Annotated in this window: 14 protein-coding genes; 13 read left to right on the top strand and 1 reads right to left on the bottom strand. The window is 49.7% G+C overall.

Features of this window, described 5'->3' with window-relative positions; translation table 11 throughout:
• The 13 genes from ACFSW8_RS11105 to ACFSW8_RS11045 all read left to right on the top strand — a co-directional run bounded on the left by ACFSW8_RS11105 (nucleotide 1) and on the right by ACFSW8_RS11045 (nucleotide 24,792).
• Nucleotides 1-1,893, top strand: coding sequence for a peptidoglycan D,D-transpeptidase FtsI family protein (locus ACFSW8_RS11105; protein WP_377086179.1), 1,893 nt, complete (start codon nucleotides 1-3; stop codon nucleotides 1,891-1,893).
• The gene (locus ACFSW8_RS11100) at nucleotides 1,890-3,602 is read left to right on the top strand and encodes a UDP-N-acetylmuramoyl-L-alanyl-D-glutamate--2,6-diaminopimelate ligase (RefSeq protein ID WP_377086176.1); all 1,713 of its coding nucleotides are present in this window, start codon (nucleotides 1,890-1,892) and stop codon (nucleotides 3,600-3,602) included. Before ACFSW8_RS11105 ends, ACFSW8_RS11100 begins: the two co-directional genes overlap by 4 nt.
• A gap of 12 nt (nucleotides 3,603-3,614) precedes the next feature.
• Nucleotides 3,615-4,991 carry a UDP-N-acetylmuramoyl-tripeptide--D-alanyl-D-alanine ligase gene (locus ACFSW8_RS11095; protein ID WP_377086175.1) on the top strand — a complete coding sequence of 459 codons (1,377 nt, stop codon included), beginning with the start codon at nucleotides 3,615-3,617 and terminating at the stop codon, nucleotides 4,989-4,991.
• Nucleotides 4,992-4,993: 2 nt separating this feature from the next.
• Nucleotides 4,994-6,274: a phospho-N-acetylmuramoyl-pentapeptide-transferase gene (mraY, locus tag ACFSW8_RS11090; protein WP_377086174.1), complete on the top strand. Its 1,281-nt coding sequence runs from the start codon at nucleotides 4,994-4,996 to the stop codon at nucleotides 6,272-6,274.
• Nucleotides 6,271-7,578, top strand: a complete 1,308-nt coding sequence (murD, locus tag ACFSW8_RS11085) for a UDP-N-acetylmuramoyl-L-alanine--D-glutamate ligase (RefSeq protein ID WP_377178243.1) — start codon at nucleotides 6,271-6,273, stop codon at nucleotides 7,576-7,578. The genes mraY and murD overlap by 4 nt, the downstream gene beginning before the upstream one ends.
• A gap of 49 nt (nucleotides 7,579-7,627) precedes the next feature.
• Nucleotides 7,628-8,434, top strand: a complete 807-nt coding sequence (locus ACFSW8_RS11080; RefSeq protein WP_377086170.1) for a LysM peptidoglycan-binding domain-containing protein — start codon at nucleotides 7,628-7,630, stop codon at nucleotides 8,432-8,434.
• 6 nt (nucleotides 8,435-8,440) lie between these two features.
• Nucleotides 8,441-9,607 (top strand): FtsW/RodA/SpoVE family cell cycle protein, encoded by a 1,167-nt coding sequence (locus ACFSW8_RS11075; RefSeq protein WP_377086168.1) that lies wholly within the window; start codon nucleotides 8,441-8,443, stop codon nucleotides 9,605-9,607.
• 148 nt (nucleotides 9,608-9,755) lie between these two features.
• Nucleotides 9,756-10,355 (top strand): hypothetical protein, encoded by a 600-nt coding sequence (locus tag ACFSW8_RS11070; protein ID WP_377086166.1) that lies wholly within the window; start codon nucleotides 9,756-9,758, stop codon nucleotides 10,353-10,355.
• An 18-nt stretch (nucleotides 10,356-10,373) separates the two neighbouring features.
• Nucleotides 10,374-10,730 (top strand): hypothetical protein, encoded by a 357-nt coding sequence (locus tag ACFSW8_RS11065; protein WP_377086164.1) that lies wholly within the window; start codon nucleotides 10,374-10,376, stop codon nucleotides 10,728-10,730.
• Between the two features lie 215 nt (nucleotides 10,731-10,945).
• Nucleotides 10,946-12,178, top strand: a complete 1,233-nt coding sequence (locus ACFSW8_RS11060) for a hypothetical protein (RefSeq protein ID WP_377086162.1) — start codon at nucleotides 10,946-10,948, stop codon at nucleotides 12,176-12,178.
• Between the two features lie 353 nt (nucleotides 12,179-12,531).
• Nucleotides 12,532-13,782 (top strand): hypothetical protein, encoded by a 1,251-nt coding sequence (locus ACFSW8_RS11055; RefSeq protein WP_377178241.1) that lies wholly within the window; start codon nucleotides 12,532-12,534, stop codon nucleotides 13,780-13,782.
• A gap of 35 nt (nucleotides 13,783-13,817) precedes the next feature.
• Nucleotides 13,818-23,762, top strand: coding sequence for a LamG-like jellyroll fold domain-containing protein (locus tag ACFSW8_RS11050; RefSeq protein WP_377178238.1), 9,945 nt, complete (start codon nucleotides 13,818-13,820; stop codon nucleotides 23,760-23,762).
• The gene (locus ACFSW8_RS11045; protein WP_377086156.1) at nucleotides 23,752-24,792 is read left to right on the top strand and encodes a hypothetical protein; all 1,041 of its coding nucleotides are present in this window, start codon (nucleotides 23,752-23,754) and stop codon (nucleotides 24,790-24,792) included. Before ACFSW8_RS11050 ends, ACFSW8_RS11045 begins: the two co-directional genes overlap by 11 nt.
• Nucleotides 24,793-24,970: 178 nt before the next feature.
• On the opposite strand, the gene ACFSW8_RS11040 is transcribed toward ACFSW8_RS11045, so the two are convergent.
• Nucleotides 24,971-25,855, bottom strand: a complete 885-nt coding sequence (locus tag ACFSW8_RS11040) for a DUF1853 family protein (protein WP_377086154.1) — start codon at nucleotides 25,853-25,855, stop codon at nucleotides 24,971-24,973.
• Nucleotides 25,856-25,887 lie beyond the last annotated feature (32 nt).

The raw sequence follows: 25,887 nt of genomic DNA, 5'->3' as shown, positions 1-25,887 counted from the left end.
ATGGATAAATCCGCACAGCGTCGCTGCATCATCCTCTGTCTCGCTCTCATTGCAGGGCTGAGTGCTCTATCGGGGCGTCTGGTTTACCTCCAGGTTTTTGATCGCACGCGTTATGCGGAGACTGCTGAAAATTCTTATCGCCGCAAGGAAGTCATTCAGGCGAACCGCGGCGTGTTGCTAGACCGCAATGAAGAAATCATTGCGACTTCAGTGATTTCTAAGTCCGTGGTGGTGGACGTCCAGCACCTTAAAGATGCCCAGCACGTTGCCAAAGGGGTGGCGTGTGCGGAGTTGCGCAAGGACCCTGCGTGGAAAACTTGGGACACAAAGAAGCGCAATTCCAAGATCAATGCCAAGGTGCGTTCCTTGTTAGATGAGCACAGCACGAATCCAAATGCCTTAGTTGAGATGCATTTGGATTATGCGATTTCCCAGCTGGCGCGGCCATTGGGCCTGACGAAGGAAGCTTTACGAGCGAAGGTGCCGATGGAGCGTCGTTCTGGTGAACGTGTGATTTACCAAGGCTTGCCGACGGAGTTGGCGGTGCGTTTGGAGCGTTTGATCAAGGAGCGTCGGATCAAAGGGTTTTTCTTTAGAGAGGAAAAGCGTCGTTGGTATCCGGCTCCTGAGTTGGCAACGCATTTGATTGGCTATGTGAACCGGGAAGGTAAGGGGCTTGCGGGGGTGGAATCTTCAGCGAACAAGTGGCTGGAGGGGGCGAATGGTTATGAGATTGAGATGCGCGATATCCGGGGCAATGTGATGCCGGCGCACAAGGGAAGCTTTCGTCCACCGAACAATGGCCTGAATGTGCAGCTTACCTTGGATATGGGGATTCAAGCGATTTGCGAAGAGGAATTGGACAAGGGGATGGCTGAGTTTGAAGCGGTGCGTGGCTGTGTGGTTTTGATGGATCCCCACACTGGCGAGATCTTGGCGATGGCGAGCCGTCCGCATTACAATCTGAACCTCCGTGAAAAGGTGGTGGACAACGGCTTCAACTTTGCGCTTCAGGCAGTCTACGAACCAGGGTCCACATTCAAAGCGATTGCGGCGGCAGCGGCGATCAACGAGGGGAAGGTGTATATGAATACGGAGATCGATTGCCAATGGGGGTACTTCCGCGATGGCAGTGTGATCGTGAAGGATGGCTACCCGAAGGGTGTGATCCCAGTTTGGAAGATCTTGCAGAAGTCAAACAACATCGGCTCCTACAAAATGGCGAAGATGGTAGGTGTGGATACTTACTACGCGTATGCCAAGGCGTTTGGTTTTGGGATGAAGACGAATGTCCAGCTGGCGGGTGAGAGCAAGGGCTTGTTGAGAAATACCGGGAACCCAACTGACTTCTCACGTATTTCATACGGCTATGGTGTCAGTGTCACTCCTTTGCAGATAGCGAATGCGTATTGCACGATTGCCAATGGAGGTAAGTTGATGCAGCCGAGGATTGTGAAGTCAATCGACACGAATTCAGGATTGGTGATTGAGCGTTTCCATCCTGAGGTGATTGGGCGTGCGATTTCTGAGGAAACGGCAAAGACGATGCGCGAGGCCTTGAAGACGGTTTGTGCAAAAGAGGGTACTGCGAGACGGGCTGATGTAGAGGGGTTCACCGAGGGAGGGAAGACAGGAACCGCTTGGCGTTATGACGTAGAGACCAAGGCGTACCAGAAAGATCGTCACACAGTTTCCTTTGCAGGGATGCTTCCAGCGGAAAATCCTGCATTTGTTTGTGTGGTCGTTATTGACGATCCACAGACAACTGAAGTAAAGCACGGCGGCGGCTCCATGGCTGCACCGGTTTGGAAGCGGATTGCTGAGCGCACTGCAGCGCACATGCACCTGACTCCTACGGAAGCAATCTCTGAACAACTTACCAAGAACCAATGATTTTACGCGATTTACTCACTCGTATTCCGAAGGCTGTGGCCACGGGCAATCTCGACCAGACCGCCAGCGGTGTGACATCTGACAGCCGTCAGGTCAAAGCTGGTTCGGTTTTCGTCGCCATCCGCGGGACTGAGACCGACGGACACAAATTTATCGATGCGGCACTCAAGCAAGGGGCGTGTGCGGTAGTGGCAGAGGTAGCGCCGGCGAGCGACTATACAGGTGAGGCGGTGTGGGTGCACAGCAACAACACGCGAGATGCTCTTGGGCAGTTGGCTGCGGCACTTGCGGGTGATCCATCGCAGCAGATGAAGACGGTGGGAGTCACTGGGACGAATGGCAAGACGACAACGACATTTTTGATTCAGCACATCATGAAGTCGGTTTGGACACGCGCGGGGCTATTGGGGACGATCGAAGTCGACAACGGATTTGAGCGCGTTGCAGCAACACACACTACACCGATGGCGGACACCTTGCAGTCACAGCTGGGTGAAATGGCTGACAATGGATGCCGCGGAGTGGCTCTAGAGGTGAGCTCGCACGGGATCGACCAACAGCGGATTGCAGCGGTTGAGTTTGATGCAGCGGTATTCACTAACCTTTCTCAGGACCATCTTGATTACCATGGCTCCATGGCTGCCTACTATGAGGCGAAGAAGGCATTGTTCACTGGACTCGCTGAACAAGGTGGCAAGAAAAAGCCTGTGGCGATCATCAATAGCGACGACCAATACGGTGAGAAGTTAGTGAAAGAGCTCGGTGAGAGCCAGCGGGTGATCACTTACGGGATGGGGGCACACGTCGACTTTAAAGTAACGAAGATGCGCCAGCAGGTTCGCGGAACAGAGTTCCAATTGGATAATCGAGGGAAGTCCTATCTCGTGCGGACTCCCTACATTGGACGCTTCAATGTTTACAATACGCTCGCAGCGATCGCTGCTTGTGCGGCTTGTGGTATTAAGATCCGCGATGCTGTGAAAGCTCTTGCTGAGGCTCCGCAGGTTCCTGGTCGTCTTGAGCACGTTGGGACACGCGAGGGAGTCAATGTGTTTGTCGACTACGCACATACACCAGATGCTCTGAAGAATGTTTGCGCGACTTTGAAGGATCTTGAGCCTAACAAGCTGATCACGGTATTTGGCTGTGGGGGAGATAGAGACCAATCAAAGCGCCCATTGATGGCTGAGGCTGTGAGTGAGCTTTCTAACCTGAGCTTGATTACTTCTGACAACCCACGGTCTGAGGACCCAGAGGCGATCATTAAAGAGATCGAAGCAGGAATGAAGAGCAAGGCGTACCGGGCAGTGGTTGATCGCGAGGAAGCGATCCGCACAGCAGTCAATGTGGCAGCGGCTGGCGATATCGTTTTGATTGCAGGGAAAGGACATGAGACCTACCAGCAATTTGCAGATAAGACCGTGGACTTCGATGACCGCAAAGTTGCTCATTGGGCATTGCGTGATCGACCAAGTACTCGCGCAGCAGCACCTGCTGAGAAGAAAAAGAATTTTACGCGCAAGGAAGGCGAGTGGCGAGATCGCGATGAGAAGCCTGAGCGCAAAGAGGGCGAGAAGCCCGAGTATCAGAAGCCAGAGAAGTATGGTGAGCGCCGAGTAGGAGGGAAGCCTCCACGTAAGAGCGACCGTCGTGATGGCTTCAAAGGCCGCCGCGATCGACCAAGCGGCGAGCGAAAAGATCAACGCTAACCAAAGAGACCGATGAAAACCACCCCAATCCAACAACTCGTAAATGCTGTGCACGGCCGACTTCACTCAGGTGAGTCCGCTGGTGTTGTGACCTCTGTGTCCACAGACACGCGAACGATTGGGGAGAGTTCGGCATTTTTCGCCCTACGCGGTGAGAACTTCGACGCCCACAACTTCATTGAGAAGGCGGCTGAGGCAGGCGCATCTGCGATTGTGGTTGAGCATGTGCCAGCAGGTGTGAACTTGGGTAATTCTTCAGTGATTGTGGTGAAGGACACACTCAACGCACTGCAGGCATTTGCGGCTTGGTATATTCGTTCGCTTGAGATTGAGGTGGTAGCGATCACGGGGTCTAACGGGAAGACCTCGACGAAGGATTTCACCAAGGCGGTGTTAGGTGAACGCTTTAAGGTGCATGCGACCATTGGCAACTTGAACAACCACATCGGCGTGCCACTGACTGTGTTGGCAACCGAAGAGGATGATGAAGTGTGTGTGGTGGAAATGGGGATGAACCACTCCGGTGAGATCGCTCCGCTTTGCCAGATTGCCAAGCCACGGATTGGTATCATCACCAATGTCGGCACCGCACATATTGAGTATTTAGGCTCACGGCAGGCGATCGCCGACGAGAAGGGCGCGCTCGCCAGAGCTTTGCCTGCAGATGGGGTGTTGATTGTCTCCGCTGCCTGCGACTACGCGGACTACTACCGCGACCACACTCAGGCAAGAACGATGATTGTGGGCAATGGTCGTGGAGCGGTGCGGGCGGAAGAATTGCGGATGGACCATACAGGCTCAGAGTTTTTGTTAGTGATCGACGGTCAAGAATCTCAGAAGGTGAAATTGCCGGTAGTTGGGAGGCACATGGTAGCCAACTCCCTCTTGGCAGCGGGTGCTGGCCACACGCTTGGGATGAAGATTGAGGAGATTGCAGCGGGGTTGAATCGCGCTTCTTTGACGAGTGGGCGCCTGCGTTCATTTGAATCGGCTGGGGTGACGGTGTTTGACGATACCTACAATGCGAATCCAGAGTCGATGAAGGCTGCGATTGAGACCTTATCTGAGGTGAAGGTTGCTTGTTCAGCCCAGAGGTACGTGGTGTTAGGGAAGATGGCTGAGCTAGGCAAACACGCTGACTCGGCAAGCAAAGAGATTGGTTCTCTAGCAGCTGAGCGTGGCCTGGGAGTGATGACATTGGGGGACGAAGCGCGCGCGATTTCCGCAGCAGCGGCGGAGTCTGGTGCTCAGGCAGTTCATTTCGAATCAATAGAAGATGCAGCCGAATGGTTGCAAACGACCTGTGTTAGTGGCGATGCGGTCCTCTTTAAGGGGAGTCGCGCGGCTGCCATGGAGCGGGTGATGCACAAAGCTTTTCCGACGGATTAATCATGTTATACGCAATTTATGAATGGTGGTTTGCAGCTCTGCAAGATGGTGCAGAGTGGGCGAAGACAATGAGCTTCTTGAACATCTTGAAGTACCTTACGGTGCGGGCTGCGCTCGCCTGTATGTTGACTTTTATCCTCTCATTGGTCTTTGGCCCTCGTGTGATCCGAAAGTTAATTTCTCTCAAAGTTGGGCAGCCGATTCGTTCAGCTGAAGAGGTGCACAAGTTGCATGAGCTTCACGGTGCGAAGGCTGGCACTCCTACCATGGGTGGGGTGATGATCTTGGGTTCGGTGTTGGTGGCTGTGTTGCTCTGTGGACGTGCGCTGAACCCTTTTGTGGCCGTGACAATGTTTGTGATGTTAGGTCTAGGCTTGTTAGGTTTTGTCGATGACTACACAAAGGTGAAATTGAAGAACTCGGACGGGGTGAGTGCTCGGACGAAGTTAGCTTGGCAGTTTGGCATCGCCTTGGTGGCGGGATGTTTCCTTTTCTTTAAGCCTGAGCTCTCGGGGTCGATTGAGGCTAAGGAACCACGGCGTGCGACCATCGAGGTGGTTGAAAATGAGGGTGAGAGGATTGGATCTGAAAATTCTGAACGTTTCCCACCGAAGGATGCAACAGGGTATTGGTTACAGGTGGATGGCAAGGCTGAGCCGATGCGTTCCAGTGCCTTGACGGCACCAGTGGTGAAGAAACCACTTTTTGACCTTTGGTTTTTAGCTATTCCATTTTTTGCTTTTATCATCATTGGGGCGTCGAATGCGGTGAACTTGACCGACGGCCTCGATGGGTTGGCAGCTGGTTGTACGATTACGACTGGCCTAGCCTATGCGGTGGTGGCCTATTTGGGCGGGCATTTGATTTTGGGCTTTGACTACTTGCACATTGCCTACAACCCGATGTTAGGAGAATTGGCTGTGGTGATGATGGCCTTGGTAGGAGCGGCATTTGGCTTCCTGTGGTTTAACTGCCACCCAGCGAAGGTCTTCATGGGTGACACGGGATCTTTAGCTATTGGTGGGGCATTGGGCACTGCGGCTATTTGTACCAAGCAAGAGCTTTTGTTAGTGGTGATCGGCTGGGTGTTTGTGATGGAGGCCCTCTCGGTGATGATTCAGGTGGGTAGCTTCAAACTGCGTAAGAAGCGGGTATTTGCGATGGCTCCGATCCACCATCACTTTGAATTACGTGGCTGGCATGAGAGCCAGGTGATCATTCGTTTTTGGATCATCTCGATCCTCTGCGCCATGCTCGGACTCGCAACTCTCAAGATTATATGACCCTTACAGGTAAACAGGTTATTGTGTTAGGTGCTGGCCGCAGTGGTCGAGCAGCAGCAACACTTGCGCATGCTAAGGGAGCGCAGGTGCGCCTTTACGATGCCAACCCACAGGCAAGCTTTGAGGGGTTGGCCGATGGCATTGAGGGGTTTGCAGGAGCGAGTGAAGAGACTGGCCGCGCCAGCCAGTGCGACTACTTAGTGATTTCTCCGGGCATCGACACCTATGGTTCCTTCGTCAAAGCCTTTGCTGAGAATGCGGGTGCCTTGATTGGGGAGACTGAGCTCGCATATCGCTTCTATGTAGGCAAGATTGTTGGGATCACAGGCACAAATGGGAAGACAACGACGACGGAGTTAGTCCAGCGGATTCTCGAGCACAGTGGGCTTTCCTGTGTGGCCTGTGGCAACTACGGTGTGCCATTTTCTGAAGTGGTGATGATGGAGACGGTGCCTGACGCCGTGGCGCTGGAGCTCAGTTCCTTCCAGTTAGAGACAGTAGTGGAATTTCATGCGGATGTGGCCATCTGGCTCAATTTCTCGGCCGACCACATGGACCGTTACACGAGCTTGGACGACTATTTCCGCGCCAAAATGCAGATCTTCATCAACCAGACGGCAGCGGACACTGCGGTGGTGCGCGAAGGTGAAGAACTCGGTTCACTCGTTGCGCAGCACATCAGCTTTTCATCTGAGGGGAGTGCTGCGGATTACCACCTCGATGGACTCAGCATCTTTGCGGGTGGCCAGAAAGTCATCGACCTTTCTGAGACGCGGATGCGTGGTCTACACAATGCGGAGAATGTCATGAGTGCAGTGGCTGCGTGCCATGCGCTTGGGGTGTCCTACGCTACAGCTCAGGCGGCATTGCAAGGGTTTGCTCCGCCGATGCACCGCTGTGAGTTGATCCGCACCCTCGATGGTGTGGAATACCTCAACGACTCGAAAGCGACTAATCTGCATGCACTGGATAGTGCCTTGCGTTCGCAATCGCGACCAGTCGTCTTGTTAGCAGGCGGAAAAGAAAAAGGCCTTGAATACGATGAACTGTTAGTACGTCTGAAAGATAAAGCGCGCTGCGCCATCGTCTTTGGCGAGATCGCACCCGTGCTCCATCAGACCTTCTCGCAAGTTGTGGAGACCGAGTCGGTAGAGACACTCGACCAAGCAGTGAAGTTGGCTCAGAGCCACGCTCAGCATGGAGATGTTGTCTTACTTTCTCCGGGAACCTCATCATTCGACCAGTTTGCTGGTTATGAAGCGCGAGGGGACCATTTCCGCGAACTCGTACATAAACTCAGATAGCCACAGCACACCGAACGACACATTCCGATAGGAACCCCAAAAAATCACCATGAAAAACAAAGAACTCCAGACTAAGCGTCAAACAAAGAAGGGCTTTCGCAAGCTCCATGCCAGAGTGAGCTCTGGTGCCCGCCGCAAGCAACGCGTCAGCGCAGCCGCTAACCCGCACATGCTCGATTCCGACGTGCCGAATGCCAGCATCGGCCGTGCACTCACCATCATCCTCGTCTTGCACGTGGTTGCCATCGGAGTGATCTACATCGGTATCAAGTGGAACAAGGGGGATTTTGGTGGCGAATCCTATGCGAGCACGCCAGCAGCTGCTGTTCAGCCAAGTGCTGCAGTCGATATTTCTAATGTCAACGCGAGTATGGATTCGAAGCTCGCGATTGCGGGGGACAGCTATGAATCCTTTGCAGCTCGCCACGGAGTGGATGTGAATGAGTTGCGCAAGGTCAATGGCAATGCTGCGATCCATGCGGGTCGCGCCATGATTCTCCCTGCTCAGAAGATTCAAGTGCAACCCGCAGTGGTGGCAACAGCGGAGGTTCCGGTATCTGATAGACCTGCCTTGCCCGCAACGAACACGGTGGTGAATATCGAGCCGGTGACCACGACTGTGGTTGCTGCCCCGAAGGCGGAAGTTGTCAAAGCGGAGGTGGTGAAGCCGGCAATTCCTAAAGCCCAGCTAGTGGTGGAAGCGGGAGCTCAGACATACACAGTGCAGCCAGGTGATTCTGTCTGGCGGATTTCCCACAAGTACAAAGTGAGCCAGGAGGCTCTGATGCAACTTAATGGGATGACTGATGCTCGCCAACTTCAGGCTGGCAAAGTGCTGAAAATTCCTGCTCAGTAAGCATTGATGAATAACGTCCTCGAGCGATCTATCGATAGCCGCAATGCCATTGTGGTCTGTCTCGCTACCTGCCTACTCATGGTGTTAGGCTTGGTGATGCTGGCGTCGACCAGCGTGTGGATCGCAGAGGGGGCTGAGTATTCATTGCTGATAAAGCAGATTATCTTTTTACTTTTTGGACTCTGTGTGGCGGGGGGGCTTGCCTACAGCGACTACCGAAAATTGCGCAAGTACGCGTGGCCGATTTACGGCTTTGCCTTGTTTTTGTTAGCCTTATGCTATGTTCCTGGGATTGGCAAAGAGGTCAATGGTGAGACCCGCTGGATCCAGCTGGCTGGCTTTACTTTCCAACCGTCGGAGCCAGCGAAAATTGCCTTGATGGTGGCCTTGGCGGCATGGTTTGCCCACCACCAGGCTGAGGTGCGCACCTTCAAGCGTGGCTTTGTGATGCCCATGGTGATCATGGGCGTGTTGATAGGATTGATTTTCTTTGAAAAGGATATGGGGACGGCGGCAGGTTTGGCTGCTGCGGCGATTGGGCTGATGTACATTGCAGGGACTCGTGGATGGTTGTTAGTGACCTCCTGTCTGGGGGGGCTCGGCGTGCTGTCAGCCTTCGTGTATACCAATCCGAACCGTATGGCGCGGATTCTCGCCTTCCTCAACCCCGACGACCCGGAGGCTCAGCGAGGCTTCTTCTTCCAACAATACCGCGGGCTGCTCGCTTGGGGCAACGGGGGAATCGACGGACTTGGGCTCGGGAATGGGGCTGAGAAGCATGGCTACCTGCCCTTTGCACACACGGACTTTATTTTTCCGATGGTCGGCGAAGAGCTCGGTCTCTGGTTCGCGCTCGGGACCGTCTTTTGTTTCGCCTTGATTGCATCCTACGGGATTGCCATTGCGGCGCGCTCAACCGACCTCTTTGGTCGCTTGCTCGCGGCAGGCTTGACCTGCTCGATCGTCATTCCCGCGATGATGAATATGGGGGTGACCACAGCCGTGCTGCCGAACACTGGTTTGCCACTTCCCTTTGTGAGCTACGGGGGTACCAACCTCGTTTTCACCCTCGCCACGATTGGCTTGCTGGTGAGTATCCATCGCTCGACGATTACCATCTCGCCACGCGGCGAGAAGGTTTTGTTAGGAAAGAAGAAGAGTGTGAAGCTCTAGTGAGATCCTTGATTAGGGGGAGCTACTGCTTGTAGTGTGTATCAGTGGTGTGTGAAAAAAATCTAGTATGCTGGCGCAGTCCGAGAAGGGGAGGTGGGTGGATGGAGATTGACTCCTTCGATAAAGTTGTTAGATGAGGTGTGTTGTTATGAAAGTATCATTTTGTTTTAGCGGGCTCATACTGGGTGTCGTGGTGATGAGCCAATGTGTGCTTGCGCAAGGTTTGCAGACTGCACCAATGAGGGAGCAGGTGCATTTTCCTGATGCCCGTGTCTTTCCTGAGAAGATTCAGATTCGAACCGATAAGAGCAAAACCCCAGCTCAAATTGAGAAACTTAAGAACTCAATTGAGAAGCAATCGACGTGGACATTATCGCGTGAGGCGCCTCAGTCATTCGAGGACGTATTGCTGACGAATATGACGGGCACTTTGGTTTCAGAGTTTAATAGCAACGATATTCAGCTGACAGGTGAGGCCAAAAAGCTATTGCAGGAAAAGTTGGAGAAATCGAATACTAGGATTTCGAAAGAACTGAATCGTTCGGTTGAAAAGAAGCATTTCATTTTGCCTGCAGATGAGAAGTCCGCAGCTGAAGCGTCTGCTAAGTTAGCCAAGGTGATGGATGCCAATACCCAGCGCTTTGCTGCGGAGTGTATCAAGCGGGCCAAGTCGAATGGCGGAAATCTCACGGAGTCCATGATTGAGGCGATCTGCAAGAAATGGGCGATTTACCCCTTTTGCCCGTAAATAAAAAGAAGCACGGCTATGGATACTTGCCCAGAAGCGACTAAGCTCGCACTCGACCTGTCTAAGCAATTGATCACCCTGTCGACGGGTAGCGTTGCTTTATCGATTACTTTTTTCAAGGATGTGATTACGAACAACCAGCACAAGAGAGCCTTTCTCTATAGTAGCTGGATCTTGTTTGCCCTCACATTAGTTGTTGGTTTGTTAGTGCATATGACCATTACGGGAAGGATGGCGCAGGCATCTAGCGAAAATCTGGCAGTAGCATTGGCTCCTGATGTTAGAATTGTGATCGGTATACAGATCTTGTTCTTCATTTGTGCGATTCTGTCGTTTATCACCTATGCTATTCGAAACTTAAGGGGAGTGGATTGAATTTTTGGCGCCTGAAGCAAGCTTCAGTGATCCTCAAAAGCGGTAGCGAGCTATCGAAGTCCGAAAAATAACTGTGCTCTAAAAGTGGCCTGTTAGTTTGTTAGGTAGTGATGTTTTTCATTGACCTGTGACTCTAACATGTATTGTTTCGCCGTAGTTGAACTTTGCCTAACAAATTTATGAATGTTCGTTTTTTAACTCTTTTCCCCATAGCCATGCTGTGCTCAGTATCAATATTGAAGGCACAGGTTTTGATTGAACCAGATATTGGTGTGGCAGAGCTGAAGCATTTACAGGCTGCTGACGGGTCAGACGGAGATGATGTCACGCAAACAGTACATCAGTTTAAAGCTACAATTCCTGGAAACACTGAGGCTTACATCCCCTTGGGGCTCTATCGCTATGGGGTGGACCATGATTTTTCCGTTTCCATGTCTGGAGCGAATGGGAACAGTTCTGGGTCTTTTTGTCTTTTGAAACATAAAAATGGACCTGAAGTTAATTTTGAGAAAAAACATTCTGTACAGTCACGATACAAGGTCATGTATTTCAATACTTGGGAGTTCGCCGAGGTCGAAGCGTATCGCGGAATTGGCATTGTACTCAAGGTGATTAATACAGCGGGGACTGACAACGTCATTGATGTTAGGTATGAGGCTCCTATGAACGAGCACTGGCACTACCACACACCTAGCTCGGAGATTCTCAATAATCTAAGTGATATACAGCCACGGCTACACATCGCATCAGGTAACACATATGAGGGTTATTCTTTGCCGAGCGGTGTTTATGTAGATGGGGAGAAGGTGCTCACAGAGGGGAGTGCTACTACTTTTTTTGATGGTAAATACCTAGAGGTGCCACACTCAGGTGCCTCAGCCATTGGGGTTAATGCTTTTGCAGTTGGGTATCAGGCTCAAGCTACGGCATCTGATAGCGTAGCGGTGGGGTTTTCTAGTGCAGCAACTGGTATGTACTCTATTGCGCTTGGTAAGCAGGCATTTAGCCCAGGTATCTCCGCAGTAAGCATTGGGTATGAGAATCAGGCACTCGGATCTCACTCAACTGCACTAGGCATGTTAAGTTCTTCAGTGGGGGCTGGAGCGACATCGCTTGGCGGATTTAGTGAGGCCATTGGCTCATTTTCAACTGCTACAGGACTATCTACCCGCGCTCCCTCAGGAAGTTCCTTTGTTCTCGGACAATACAATTTTGGAGTAGGTCAGCAAGACGTGTGGCAAGGGGATAATCTACACTCAGTGTTAGAGGTCGGTATTGGTGCTGATGAGCAGAACCGCAAGAATGCGATGACGGTTTATCAGGATGGTTCGGTGGATGTGGGATCCAAGGCTGCTGATGGGACGGTTCCACTTCAAGTGAAGTCTGATGGCAGTGTCATTCTAGCTGAACCCCAGGGCGATATATCGATGGGGATTTATGGTCAGTAGCCCACGCTAGTAGAATGTTGCGCCAAATCGCTGGCCCTGCATGCGGGTGTAGGAGGCCATTGATTATCATTGCTTGTGGAGATGGAGTGGGCACCAAAGTTTTCATGTTCTGATCAAGCTTGGTTTAGGGAGGCGTAACTTCGCTGGGTTTGGGAGTGTTGTTTTGAGCGCTTGGTGTTTGGCAACTGAAGCAAGCTTCAGCGATCCTTAAAAGCGGTAGTGAACTGTCGGAATACGAAATATAACTGTGCTCTAGAAGTGTTCTGTTAGTGTGTTAGAAAATAATAATTTTCGTTGACCTGTTGCTCTAACATGTGTTGTTTCGCCGTAGTTGAATTTTGTCTAACAAGATTATGAATGTTCGTTTCTTAACTCTTTTCTCCATAGCCATGCTGTGCTCGTTATCAATAATGAAGGCGCAGACTCTGATTGCTCCGAATCATGGGATTGCGGAATTGAAGTACTTGCAAGCGGACGATGGGTCTGATGGGAGTGTGGTAAGAAAGACTGTGAGGCAAGTGGATGCAGAAGTGCAGGCTGGGCAGGAGGTCTACATTCCCTTAGGTATCTTCGCTGGTGGGGCTGTGCATGAGATACATATTTCATGTGAAGGATACCATGCTCATTCGACAGGAAGGCTCATGTTTGTTCCTGTCTATGGCGCAGTAAAGCCCACGGTGTACTTGGAACAAAAGCACACATACCATAGTCGATTCAAAGTCTTGTCTTATGCGCATGGTCCTTGGGTTGGACTTGTTCTTCAGTATTATAATGCTGCTCCAGCACCCCATACAAACCCTGTAAGAGTGCAGTTTGAAACTGCATTCAAGAATAAGTGGTATTTTAATACACCGAGTACTGAGCAGCTCAATAGCTTGGTTGAAATCGAACCACAATTACATATCGCATCAGGTCAAAGTTATGAGGGTTACTCTCTGCCGAGCGGAGTTTATGTAGATGGAAACCTTGTCAGTTCTGAGGCATCGGCGCCGGCAACTGTTTTGAATTACATGCAAAATGAAGCCGTGGGCTTGAGTTTCATGGGAGGAACTGCATCTGGGAATAAGTCTTTTGCAGCATCAGGTGCAGGAGCAGATGGAGATTATTCCTTTGCGTTTGGTCAAGGTTCATCTGCGCTCGGTGATTACTCATTTGCGCTTGGTTTGAATGCGGATGTCGAGGGTGACTATGCTTTTGCTTTCGGAGACGGAGTGGAAGCTGAAGATTACTCCGTAGCTTTTGGTCAGAACTCAGCGGCCTATGGTAGTTTCTCAGCAGCTTTTGGTGGAGGTGTTCGGACTAATTCAGGGTATTCCACGGCTTTTGGGCGATCTAATGTGGCCTATGGAGACTTGGCGAACAGAAGTGTGTGGATGGGAGACGATCAGCACTCAGTGTTAGAGGTCGGTATTGGAGCCGATTCGCTGAATCGTAAGAATGCGGTGACGGTTTATCAGGATGGTTCGGTGGAGTTAGGCAAAGCAACAGCCAGTGATAATGCAGTTCCGTTGCATATCAAAGCTGATGGTTCTTCAACATTTAATGGGCCTGTCATTCTAGCCGAGCCTCAGGGCGATATTTCCATGGGCATTTACGGCCAATAGTTTTCATACATTTACTTTTTTCTACTCCATTTTTTATGAGCACTGAAATTTCTTTGCCCAAGGCGCATTGGCGCGCCACATCTTTGCTTGCGGCCTGTGGCATGGCGCTATCAACCGTTGCTCCTTTCGCTCAGGCTCCACTAAGCTGGTGGACTGACCGGGGAGTGGTCGATGGAGCTGCGACGTCTAACAATCTAGCGGTCGCAAATGTGGGTCAAGCGAAGTGGATGGCGACTCAGGCATTGGAGGAACTCAGTGCGGTTGCTCCGACGCTCGCAGCACAGATTGATCTCAGTCAGGTCTTTCCTGAGCCGCCAGCCACTCCAGATGCGGCCTGGTACGCAGCCCAACGCGCACCTTTGAACATCGGTCAGCTCAAAGCCATTTCGGCTCAGTTTTATGGAAAACTCCCCGATGCTTGGCTTGCTGACCAAGCTTCTCAGAATGGGATCACGCTGGGTGCTGAGGGCTACCCATGGGAGGTAAATACGCCTGTGGAAGAGAATCTCAAGTTGGCCAGCATTGGCCAGCTCAAGGCTGTTTTTTCACTTCGTTTTGCGCAGGACAAGGATAATGCTACTAATGGTGATACGCTTCCGGATATCTGGGAGCAGTCAATTGTAGATGCCAATCTGAATGATGCGCTTCAGTCTATTGAGGATATTGATGGCACGACAAATGCAGATCAGGACACACTGACAGATCTTGAAGAATATCAGCAAGGAACCAATCCCCTGCAGGCGGATTCAGATGGCGACGGCTATCGTGATGACATTGAGAATGGTCTCTTGGTCGCTTACGATTTTGATCAGGCATCGGGGACGAAGGCCTATGACCTCTCTGGAGCCCAACGAGATGGTACTTTCCTAGGTGAGGCTAAGACGGTACTGCACGACGAGGGCGCTGGAGGGGCCTTATTCATCAAAAGAACACAAGGACGTCTTGAGATTCCTTCTTCTGCACTCAGTGGGGTAGGAGACTTGACTTATGCGGTTCGCTATAAGTCGAAGAAGGGCGTTGTGAGTGGGCATCCTTTGGTCTCCGTAGCGAGCGGCAGCAAGGATAATGAGATGTTAGCCATGCTCTTTGAGGTCGAAGACCACATTCGTTTTTACACAGGGAATACGAACACGAGCTATGTGATTTTTGATGTGAACCTCAATGATTACCTTGATGATGAGTGGCACCATTACGCCTTTGTGAGGGACATCACAAACCAGTCCGTCTCGTTGTATATTGATGGGGTGCTCATCGGTACACGAAGCGCGAGTTTGAGCGCAGTGACAGCCTCTAACGGAGGCTTTCTCGTGGGCCAAGAGCAAGACAGTGTGGGGGGCTCATTTGATTCAGTGGCTCGCCTGTATGGGGAAGTCGATGATGTGCGACTTTACGGGCGGGTTTTAAGTGCCTCTGAGATTCAAGAGTGTGCGCGTAAAGACCAAGTATTGGTGGGTAATGCGACAGATGAGGTGCTGCATGGCACTCTTGGGGTCGATACGATCGATGCCTCGGCGGGCAATGATACGGTCTATGGCAGCAAGGCGAATGATACTTTAACTGGTGGTGAAGGTGACGATGTCCTGCATGGCAATGCAGGCGTGGATGGCTATGTGTGGGAATGGGGGCACGGGAATGATGTGGTCATTGATGGATTAGCAAGTGAGACGAATGTCATTAAGGTTGAGGGTGTGGCGAATGCCGAGCTTGCTTTCAGTCGCGGGGCACTCCAGTCGGATGATCCTAACAGCCTATGGTCAGCCACTTCTGAAGGGGCTGATTTGCGTGTGAGCATGAACCATGGTTCAAACGCCTCACTTTCAGGTTCTGTGGTGGTGAAAGATTTTTGGATGCAGCCACGGGATTGGCAATTTTCCACGCAGGCAGGCAGCTTTGATTATTACCAACTTTCGGATGACAGTGATGGTGATCAACTACCCGACGCATGGGAGTTAGAGCACTTTGGTGGTCTGACGCATTCAGGTATTGGTGATGTGGATCAGGATGGAGTGAACAATCATCAGGAGTATGTGGATGGTACGAACCCTCAGCTTTCTGATAGTGATAGCAATGGGTTGAGCGATAAGAATGATGAAGGGCTTGTTTTGCATTATAGCTTCGATCACATTCAGGATAGCACGGTGCGTGACCTGAGTGGCTCAAACTATGATGGTGCTCTTGTCGGATCTGTAGCAAGCAATGCTGGTGCGGGGATCCTCGGAGATAGTATTACTTTGGATCAAACTAACAGCTATTTGGATATCCCCTATCAGAGTTTGAATGGGGCAAACGATGTGACATACAGTATTTGGTATAAAGCTTCTACTTCATCACGGTCATTCCATCCTTTAATCTCAGGCTACGGTAGTGGTAATGAGAATGAGTTTTTGATGATGATTATCGAGCAAGATAATAATATTCGCTTTTTCACGGGGCAATCGAAGGATGCTAATGTTCTCTACAACTACGATGTATCTGACTTCTTTGATGGCCAGTGGCACCAGTACACATGGGTGCGCGATGCCACTAATCAACGCATTTTATTTTATATTGATGGTATTGAGCGCTACCGGGCTAATACGACTTTGAACCCGCTCAACCTAGCTGCTGGAGGGCTTTTGGTCGGTCAGGAACAAGATGCTCTTGCTGGGGGGTTTGCTTCAGATGCACGGCTGAATGGCGAGGTCGATGAGTTGCGGATTTACCGTAGGTGTTTGGATGCAAAGGAAATACTTGAAATGAGCAATGTGGACGTGAGGGTGTATCCTAAAACACCTCAAAGCTTTGCTGACCTACAGGTAGAGTATGACTTTGAGGGTGTTCAGAATAATTCAGTTCCTGATCTCAGCGGGAATTCCAACGATGGTGTGTTAGTGCACGGACCATTGGTGTCAGAAGGTACGGGGGTAGCAGGTGACGCATTGGTCTTAGACCAGGTGAATGATTATCTGGAAATTCCGCATGCCACTCTAGATGGGGCCTCTGATGTCACCTATAGCATTTGGTATAAATCTACCGCGACGAATAAAGAGAACCATCCTTTGATTTCTGGTTTTGGAAGTGGCAATGACAATGAATTTGTCATGTGGGTAAACGCCCTACTAGGCAATATTCGCTTTTTCACTGGAGAGACCACTAGTTCCACGAAGACCTACAACTATGATGCACAGAGCTATCTTGATGGTAAGTGGCATCACTATGTTTGGGTGCGAGATCAAACTAACCAGAAGGTGAAGTTTTATCTGGATGGAGTGGAGTTGTACGAAGGGGCAGCCACTTTGAATACGCTTAATATATCCTCAGGTGGCTTACTGGTTGGACAGGAGCAGGATTCACTAGGGGGAGGCTTCCACGATATACAGCGTCTGCACGGCCAAGTTGATAACCTTCAGATTTATCGACGTGCGTTGACAGGAGTTGAGATTTCAAGTTTAGCGAATATTGGAGCTGGTGCTTCTGCGACATCAGCCGATGATCTCGTGTACGGTAGCAGAGGGGCGGATATTCTCACGGCAGAGGCCGGTGATGATACGCTCTATGGACTGGGTGGTGATGACGTGCTTGATGGTGGGGCGGGGGGTGACCTGCTCTATGGGGGGGCCGGTAACGACCTCTACCATTGGAGTTATGGAGACGGGAACGACTTTATCGAGGACACAGGTTCTAATACTCTGAAGTTCGGTTCAGGAATTAGCCCCAGTGATCTCCTCTTCACGCGGGTGCATGCTGATGAGAGCAATTACTCAAGCAGCACTCCTGTGATGGACGGTTCAGATGTCTGCATCCATGTGAACCACCTCAGTGACCCTACGCTCGTGGGAGTGGTTGTGCTGAACAATGCCATGGAGTCCAATGTAGATTGGACGATTGAGTTTGAAGCTATCGACCCGTCGACAGGTGTGGCCTATGGGAGCCTCGACAGAAACGCGATCATGACGCTTCTCTCTGGTGGAGGTACACAGCTCCCTCTCGTGTCCATCGCAGCTATCGATGCCGTTGCTGACGAGGTAGATGTTACCGACACAGCTACACTGCGTATTAGTGTGCCGGCCGTGCTCGATGCTGATCTTTCTGTACACTATTCGGTGAGTGGTTCCGCCACCTCCGGGGTCGACTTTGTAACGCTTTCGGGGACTGCGACCCTACCTTCTGGGAGTACCGCTATAGACCTTGTGGTCACAGCGATTCAGGATAGCATCATCGAAGGCGATGAGACGGTTGAAATCACTCTAAGTGATGATGCAGCTTATACTATGGGCTCTCAGGTAGCCTCTGTCACGATTATCAATAGTGATTCAGATGGAGATGGTGATTCAGATGGTGATGGAGTGAATGACGGATTTGAAACATTCTTTGGGTTTGATGCTCAAGATGCTTTGGACGTGCTGAGCAACGATGGGGGTGGCACAATTGATGGAACCTCGGGTGGAGATCAACTATTTGGGGCTCAAGGTAATGACATCCTTAGTGGTGGTGCAGGGAACGATGTTTATTACTGGAATCTTGGGGATGGGGATGATTATGCTAATGATAGTTCTGGCCAAAATACCCTCCAGCTCGGTTACGACATAACAGCGGACATGCTATCCTTTGAACGTGATTCTGTTTATCATGCAGATTATCTATCATGGGCTCATGACCCAGCGAGTGACGTTGATCTTAGGGTAGTTATTACCCATAATGACTCTAGTCTATCAGGAAGCTTTATAATTGATAACTGGAGGTTGGATCTTGATGTTTGGGCTATTCGGTTGGCAAACGGAAATGTAATAGACGGTGATTATCTGGCTACCCTAGGAAGAGATTATCTTCGTGATGAACTCGATTTGGGAGCGCTCAAGGGCGACGAGGGGAATGACACACTGCATGGTCTAGATGGAGATGACCATCTAGAAGGAGAAGGTGGTGATGATACACTATACGGTGCGAATGGTGATGATCTCGTCAATGGTGGCTTGGGCAATGATATTATCGCGATTGGAACTGGTGACGATGTTGTTGAGTGGAATTGGGGCGAAGGACATGATTTCATTCGCACGCTTTCTACGGATTATGGTGATGGCAATACCATTCAGCTTGGCACTGGCATCACTGCAGATATGGTGATCTTGCAGTATGGAGACACCACATACCAAGATTATACAACGTATTCGGATTGGGTGACCGAGTCTCGGGAATCAGACCGGGAGTTACGCATACTCATTACCCACCCGGACGATAACAGCCTGTCAGGATCTCTTATTATCGAAAATGGGACTTATTCGAACCAGTTAGGGTACTATCAGATTCTGTTAGATGATGGCTCACAGTATCTATCTTTTGATGTCTCGCTGGTCAACACACCTGTGAGCCTGACTGGCACCAGCGGAATAGATGCATTGGATGGAGGGAACGGGGATGATACTCTTCTTGGGGGAGGTGGTAATGACACCATTGATCCGAGCTATGGGGATGATCGCGTGCTCTGGAGTTTCGGCGACGGTCATGATTATATAGATACAAGGTACGACGGTGACGATCTGAACCAAATTATTTTCGGCACAGAGATTACTCCAGCCATGGTTAGTTTGGAGCTAGGTTATTGGAGTGGCTCGAGCTGGACAAGTAGTGCTACAGGAAACGACCTCAGAATTATAATTACTCACCCCTCGGATGCAAACTACTCGGGATCCATCATCATTGATTCATGGAACAACAACCGACGCCATTGGAATATCGTGTTCAATGATGGCACAGTCTGGGACAGCAATACCTTAGCGACCTCAGGAGATGATCATATCGAGGGACTTAATATTGGTGAAGAGCTCCATGGACTCTCAGGGAGTGACGATATGGACGGCAATGGAGGTGATGACATCATTTACGGAGATAGTGGAAATGACGACCTCTTTGGAGGTGATGGAAACGATACTCTCGTTGGAGGAACCGGCAACGATTACGTTAGAGGAGAAGCGGGTGATGATGTCTATCTTTGGAATCTAGGGGATGGCGTGGATTATTTTGATGATTCTTCCGGAGAAAATATTATTCGTTTTTCTGCTGACATTGACCCGTCTTGGATATCCTATCAGCTTGGAAGAGTGAGTGGCCTCTCCCTTACAGAGGATGTAGATGGGGATGACATTGAAATCACGATCACGCATCCCTCAAATCCTGAGCTTTCTGGTCGTCTCCTGGTCAACGATTGGAGGTTTCATAATGTCCATTGGAGCCTTGAATATTTGTTTGATCAGACCTCCCTGTACGGAGGGGTGATCTCAACTCTTGGTAACGATCGTCTCACAGGGAATGTAGAAGACAATACGTTGATCGGCATTGAGGGTAATGACACCCTATATGGTGGTGAAGGAAATGATATTTACGTCTGGAATCAGGGGCATCAGCTCGATTTTATATCCGACAGATATGGCAACAATATCCTTATTTTTGGAGAAGGGGTCACACCGCAGGGAATTATTTTCGATAGCTGTAGGGCTTCATCTAGCAGCTTTACTACTAATCTAAGTCCTGTTGAAAATGGGCCAGATCTGGGAATCCGTTTTGGTATTCAAAGTGATTTCTCTGAACAAGGCATATTTATTGAAGACTGGTTCCAGCATAAAGAAAAATGGGAAATTCGCTTTACATCTATCAACCCTGCAACAGGTCAGGTCTATACACCGCTAACAAGTGTGGAGATAGAAGCCACGTTTCTTCCTTGGGACGATGATAATGATAGTATCCCAGATTGGTGGGAGAGGAAGTATGGACTCCCCACTGACGCTGACAACGCCGACAGCCACAGTGATGGTGACACACTGACCGACTTGAAGGAATTTGAGGAGGGTACCGACCCGAAAAAAGACGATACTGATGACGATGGAATGCCGGACCATTGGGAAGTTGAGAACAATCTTAACCCTCATAAGGACGATACGGCTTTTGACGCAGATTCTGATTACTTGACCAATATTCAGGAATACAATTTGCAGACTGACCCTAAGAACGCCGATACAGATGGCGACCTCCTCTTGGATGGTTTAGAAATACTCTATCCCGTACTGGGGTACTCCCCCCTTGTGGCCAATTCCGATGTTTTGACGAATGATTACGACAGCGATGGTTTTTCTGATTTTCTCGAGCTCTCGGCAGAATCTGACCCGACAGATGCAAATGATCATCCAGATACCTCTGGAGATGATAATCCTGGAGATATTCCTGAACCGCCAACTGACGACGATGATGATCCGACGGCGCCATCATTCCCGACCGCAAATTGGTCCTTTGAGATAGAAGAAAAAAATGTTGGCTTACCCAAATACGGCTATCCTGAATTTATTACTCCAGCGGGGACAAAGGTCGTTAAGCGCTACCTCAATATGCTCGAGACCGTATCCTTCGTGCTCAAAGGAGGGACAGAAGAGCAACCAGAAAGTCGTATTAATGGCTCCAGAAATAATCAGGTAGACCCTCTCACTGGACAGGTCAAGGCAGATGACTATCAACACCCAGGCAACAACAACATGGGAGGAGCTGTCACGCCCATGTCAGCCACCTTTGCACAAGGAGTGTCCGAAGGCTCATCCTACGATGACGAACCTAACCAAAAAGCTGACCAAAATAACAGTAAGACCTATTCAAAAAGTCTCTCAAAAGAATACACAACAGAACGCTTGATAGCCAACGCCAAATCGGAGCTAGAGGGCTTTCAGGATGTGTTTACTCAAGGCATCCCTCTAGCCTACCGTGACTTAAACGATAAAGAGGACTATTTTAAATATCAGAAAGTCCAATTTAAAATAAAATGGGAAGAGGGAGTTGCAGACGAGAACCGCTATAATATAAATTTCCTTGTCATTTTTGAGCCTGAGGATGACCCCGAAACCACAGGAGTCGACGAATCCGAAACCCAACGAGAAGTTATCAAGACCATACAGTGGGATGCACATCAGGAAACTCCTGAGATTATTGACCCAGATGTGCTCAAAAAAGGTGAGGATGGTAAATTTTATCTCATACCCATTGACATAGTTCCCGATTACAACCGTGATGGAGTTATTGACGATAAAGATCGCGGCAAAGTCACCGAAGCAAATCCATTCCGTTGGTGGGTAAATGATGACGATGATGAACGTGAGACTGGGAACTTCGACATACCAGGAGGAAGAACCACAGGAATGGGCATAGTGTTTGATGCAAAAAATAATTTAGTCGATGGCTTGACAGATTTGGTCGACTTTTTCCCATTACACATTGATTTGAGTCGAACCAAAGATGTGTGGCCTACAGACACCTATAAGTATTATCTAAAGCATTCTTCAGGCTCATTTAAGTTTTTTACTATTAAGGGAGTTCACCTGACTGATGGTACCACTTACCCAACACCAGACCGATACATTAAGAATGTAGGCTTTGGTAGAGTGTACGCAGATGAAGTGGTAGAGACAATGACTTCAGAGGGTGTGGAACTCTCGGCCTCTTATATAGAGAGAGCCGAAGAAGGGCGAGGCTGTATCTATATAGAATCTACAGAACCGACTGAGTTGCCTATTCAGCTAGAAATTCGTAAAGGCACTGAAGTGGTTGCGACCATTGATTTTCATGTTAAAACTTCAAAAGTTGAGGATATGTACCGTCATGTGGATCTCACGCAAGTCCCGAAAAATTATAATGGTAGCTCATCAGGCCAAGAGCCTGCGCCTAATGGAACAAAAACAGCTGATCCAGGTGACCCGTACCCAGATGATTTAACTAATGGGAAGTATTTTGTCTTCCTGCACGGTTTCAATGTCTCATCGGAGAAAGCAAGAGGATGGCATGCGGAACTTTTTAAGAGACTTCATCAGACGGGAAGCAAAGCGCGCTTTGTCGGTGTTACTTGGGATGGAGATACAGGTTTGCCTGGGCTTATTCCCGATTTAGCGACTGCTGATTATCATAAGGCGGCATTTTTTGCTCTACAGACTGGAGACGCTTTGAAAGGGGCATTATCATTTACAGGGGATGCGGATGTGACCATTGCGGCACATAGTCTGGGTAATATGGTAGTAAGTCAGGCGATGCAGGGGAACGGGGAGCCTGGTTCCGAGTATAAGCCATCAAGATATTATATGATTAATGGAGCCGTTGCTCTGCAGGCATATGATGAGAGTGCAACAACTGAAGAAATGCGCAGACGAATGACCGAGAGAGAGTGGAAACCATTTTATGATTATGATAATGGTTCCCAAAGACGTCTCTTCTCAGCTAATTGGCATGAGTTATTCTCGACTGACTCGGATGATGTACGTAATGAGCTGACGTGGAAAGATCGCTTCGATAAAGTGGCTACTTCAGGAAGAGCTTATAATTTCTATTCAAAAGGTGATGAGGTGGTTCAAGATCCAGACCCCGAAGCAGATAATGCTTCCATAGCTGAAACAATTTTGAGGGGCGATGGCTTTGCTCGAGGTGCGTGGGCGGCCCAAGAATATGTGAAAGGAGGAACCTCCGCCGCAGCAATAGCCCAATCGCGTGATCAGGGTGGTTGGGGTTTTAATTATAACCCTCCAAATTTACCGGGTGAGATAGGTAGTGGATATTGGGAAATTAAAAATATACATTTTAATAGTTATCGTAAGTATAACGAGTTCGAAGCAAAGGCAATCCCAACTCAGGAGCTTAAAAGTAAACCTTTCTTTGATTTATTTAGAGAACGAGATCTTTTCGGCGCAAATGGAAGTGCAAAGGCCTCTGAAATGAAAGTGCAATATGATCTATTAGCAAGGGCTTTACCGGCAATGTCTTTTGCTATTGCAGCTAACCCTCTTGGTAGTTTTGCTCAAGATATAGATATGGATACTCTGCGGCAAGAGCCTGGCGAAGGCGGGGCGTGGCCTGATAGTAATCATGAAGGTAAAGCAGAAGACCAGTGGTTGCATAGTGATTTTAAAGAAGTAGCACTTAATTTTCTTCACCCACTGTATACAAAAATGATAGATTTGGGAGGATTAGATGATGAATAGAACATTAATTTTTTTAATGCTTGGAGCTTCTGTTGCCGTATGCTCTGTAGCACGCTGTGAGAGCAGGGGACCTTTGCGTAAAATTACACTGGAAGTGAGAGACGAAACAGGAGCTGCAGTCGCTGATGCAAATGCTAATATTTATTTTTGGCACCCTGGGCGAAAGAGAAGTCCTGTTCATAAGGGGGAAACCGATGCTAATGGGAGGTTCTCAGCGATGGATCGTGTACTTGGTGGTGTTGAGGCAAAATCTTCGAAATCTGGGTATTATTCAATCAAATATCACCGTGTGCAGAAGGATAGGATGGATGATTCGGCTGAACCGATTCATAAGAAGATATTGATGCGAAGTATTATTAACCCTACAGCACTTTATGCGAGAAAGGTGACTCTCACGTTTCCTAAAAATGGAGTTTTCATAGGGTTTGACTTTGGAGTGGGTGATTGGGTTTCTCCATACGGCAAGGGAGTAAAAACTGATATTTTATTTAAGTCGACAAGAGTATTTGAGGGATATTCAAAGTCTGAACGAAAGTTAAACGATCTCAGGCAATATACAAAAGGTCTTAGGGCTGATGAGGGGAAAGAATGGAGTGAAGAGTATTTCAGAGAAGTTGCCGGAAATTGGGGGGGGCTTTTAGAAATTAGTTTCACTGAAAAAAAGGAGGGTATACAGATTTGTGATGATGAGTACTATGTAGAATCCGATCTAAGGATGCCACATGAGGCCCCGCTGGATGGTTACCAAGCAAATTGGGATAGTAAAGTTCTTCAACGGCAATACAAGGAAGCAGGAAAACCGGATCTTGGCTTTTTTGTGAGAACTAGGGTGGAATTGAACAGAGCAGGTAAAATAGAATCTGCAAATTATGTCAAATTTAATGAGTCGCTGAGTTTCGACCCTAAAAAGAATACTGTTTCGTTTCAGTACCATTTCAATCCTGCAGCAAATGATTTAAATTTAGAGTTCGATCCCAAACGCAATTTATTTCAAGGGCTAGATAGGAGTGAGTCGGTATATAATCCTTAGAGCCTATCACGCCAATAAACCTTCTCCCCATTGAGAATAGTCCATCAATGAATAAGACAATTTATATGAGTAGTATTTTGCGTCCACGAGTTCATGGTGAGGTGTATAGCATTATGTCAAAAACTCGTTAACTACCCCCTTTGGTAGCCGATGGTATAGGCTGTTTGCACATCTATGTCTACGCTTCGCGAGGTGTATGGGGCCAGGTGTCTGGGGCGAGGAAGGTGGGTTGGGAGTGAGGAGTGGGGAGGAAGAGGGTGCAGCGTTGTTGGCCGAGGGTGGTGAGTGTGGGGAGGTCGGCGAGGTAGAGGCGGTCGACGAGGCTGGGGTTGGTGTGGCAGAGCCAGAGTTGTTTGGGGATAATGTGGGCGTGTTGGAGCTCAGGGAAATGGTCGGGGAGTTCTGAGACGTGGAGCCAGGGGAGGCGTCGGGTGTGTGGGGAGGCGTGCTCAGGGACCGGCTGGGTGGGGGCTGCAATGTGGTCGAAGAAGATGCCGTGGATGAGGTGCTGGGATTGGATGGGGGTAGTCGGTTCCCCTAACAATGCCTGGAGGGTGGCACGGGCTTCTGGGCGCTGGCTGAGGGTGAGTTGGTGGCTGCTGAGGCGCTGGAGCTTTTTCTGGTAGTTATCGCGGGCGTCGGGGCCGGGGAAGGTGGTGGATCCTTGCGCGTGGTGGACGAGGTAGAATTTGACAGCGAGTTCGAGGTGGATGAGTTCTTGGGATTCCTCGTCTCTGAGGAGGTAGTCGAGCTCGCCGAGGGTGATCTTGTTAGGTGTGATGATTTGTTGGTTATGCGCAAGGATGGAGTAACGCGGCGCGTGAACTAACAAGTGGTGGAGTGCGTCTTCGTAGAGGTGTCCGAGCTTTTGGTTGAATGCAAGCTCACAGGGGGTGTCGGGGGGAGTGAGTGGAGGGAAGGCCTGGGCTCCATTGAGGGGGGCGGTGACCATCCGTGGTGAGTCGCAGAGGCTTTGGAGGATGGCCTGGCTGAAGGCGGGGATGTGCTGATTGTTGATTGCTGATGGCGGATTGTTGATGGCTGATTGCGGGTTTGGGGTCAAGGGTCAGGGGTCAGGGGTCAGGGGGGATCGGT

The organism is Rubritalea tangerina (assembly GCF_042683245.1).
Classification (GTDB): Bacteria; Verrucomicrobiota; Verrucomicrobiia; order Verrucomicrobiales; family Akkermansiaceae; genus Rubritalea; species Rubritalea tangerina.
Note: the sequence above shows the minus strand (reverse complement) of the source record. Positions and strands in the feature narration are given on the sequence as shown.

Bases quoted from the DNA above. Each gene is read 5' to 3' on its own strand.
- ACFSW8_RS11105 (WP_377086179.1), top strand. From the start codon at position 1: ATGGATAAATCCGCACAGCGTCGCTGCATCATCCTCTGTCTCGCTCTC.
- ACFSW8_RS11100 (WP_377086176.1), top strand. From the start codon at position 1,890: ATGATTTTACGCGATTTACTCACTCGTATTCCGAAGGCTGTGGCCACG.
- ACFSW8_RS11095 (WP_377086175.1), top strand. From the start codon at position 3,615: ATGAAAACCACCCCAATCCAACAACTCGTAAATGCTGTGCACGGCCGA.
- mraY (WP_377086174.1), top strand. From the start codon at position 4,994: ATGTTATACGCAATTTATGAATGGTGGTTTGCAGCTCTGCAAGATGGT.
- murD (WP_377178243.1), top strand. From the start codon at position 6,271: ATGACCCTTACAGGTAAACAGGTTATTGTGTTAGGTGCTGGCCGCAGT.
- ACFSW8_RS11080 (WP_377086170.1), top strand. From the start codon at position 7,628: ATGAAAAACAAAGAACTCCAGACTAAGCGTCAAACAAAGAAGGGCTTT.
- ACFSW8_RS11075 (WP_377086168.1), top strand. From the start codon at position 8,441: ATGAATAACGTCCTCGAGCGATCTATCGATAGCCGCAATGCCATTGTG.
- ACFSW8_RS11070 (WP_377086166.1), top strand. From the start codon at position 9,756: ATGAAAGTATCATTTTGTTTTAGCGGGCTCATACTGGGTGTCGTGGTG.
- ACFSW8_RS11065 (WP_377086164.1), top strand. From the start codon at position 10,374: ATGGATACTTGCCCAGAAGCGACTAAGCTCGCACTCGACCTGTCTAAG.
- ACFSW8_RS11060 (WP_377086162.1), top strand. From the start codon at position 10,946: ATGCTGTGCTCAGTATCAATATTGAAGGCACAGGTTTTGATTGAACCA.
- ACFSW8_RS11055 (WP_377178241.1), top strand. From the start codon at position 12,532: ATGAATGTTCGTTTCTTAACTCTTTTCTCCATAGCCATGCTGTGCTCG.
- ACFSW8_RS11050 (WP_377178238.1), top strand. From the start codon at position 13,818: ATGAGCACTGAAATTTCTTTGCCCAAGGCGCATTGGCGCGCCACATCT.
- ACFSW8_RS11045 (WP_377086156.1), top strand. From the start codon at position 23,752: ATGATGAATAGAACATTAATTTTTTTAATGCTTGGAGCTTCTGTTGCC.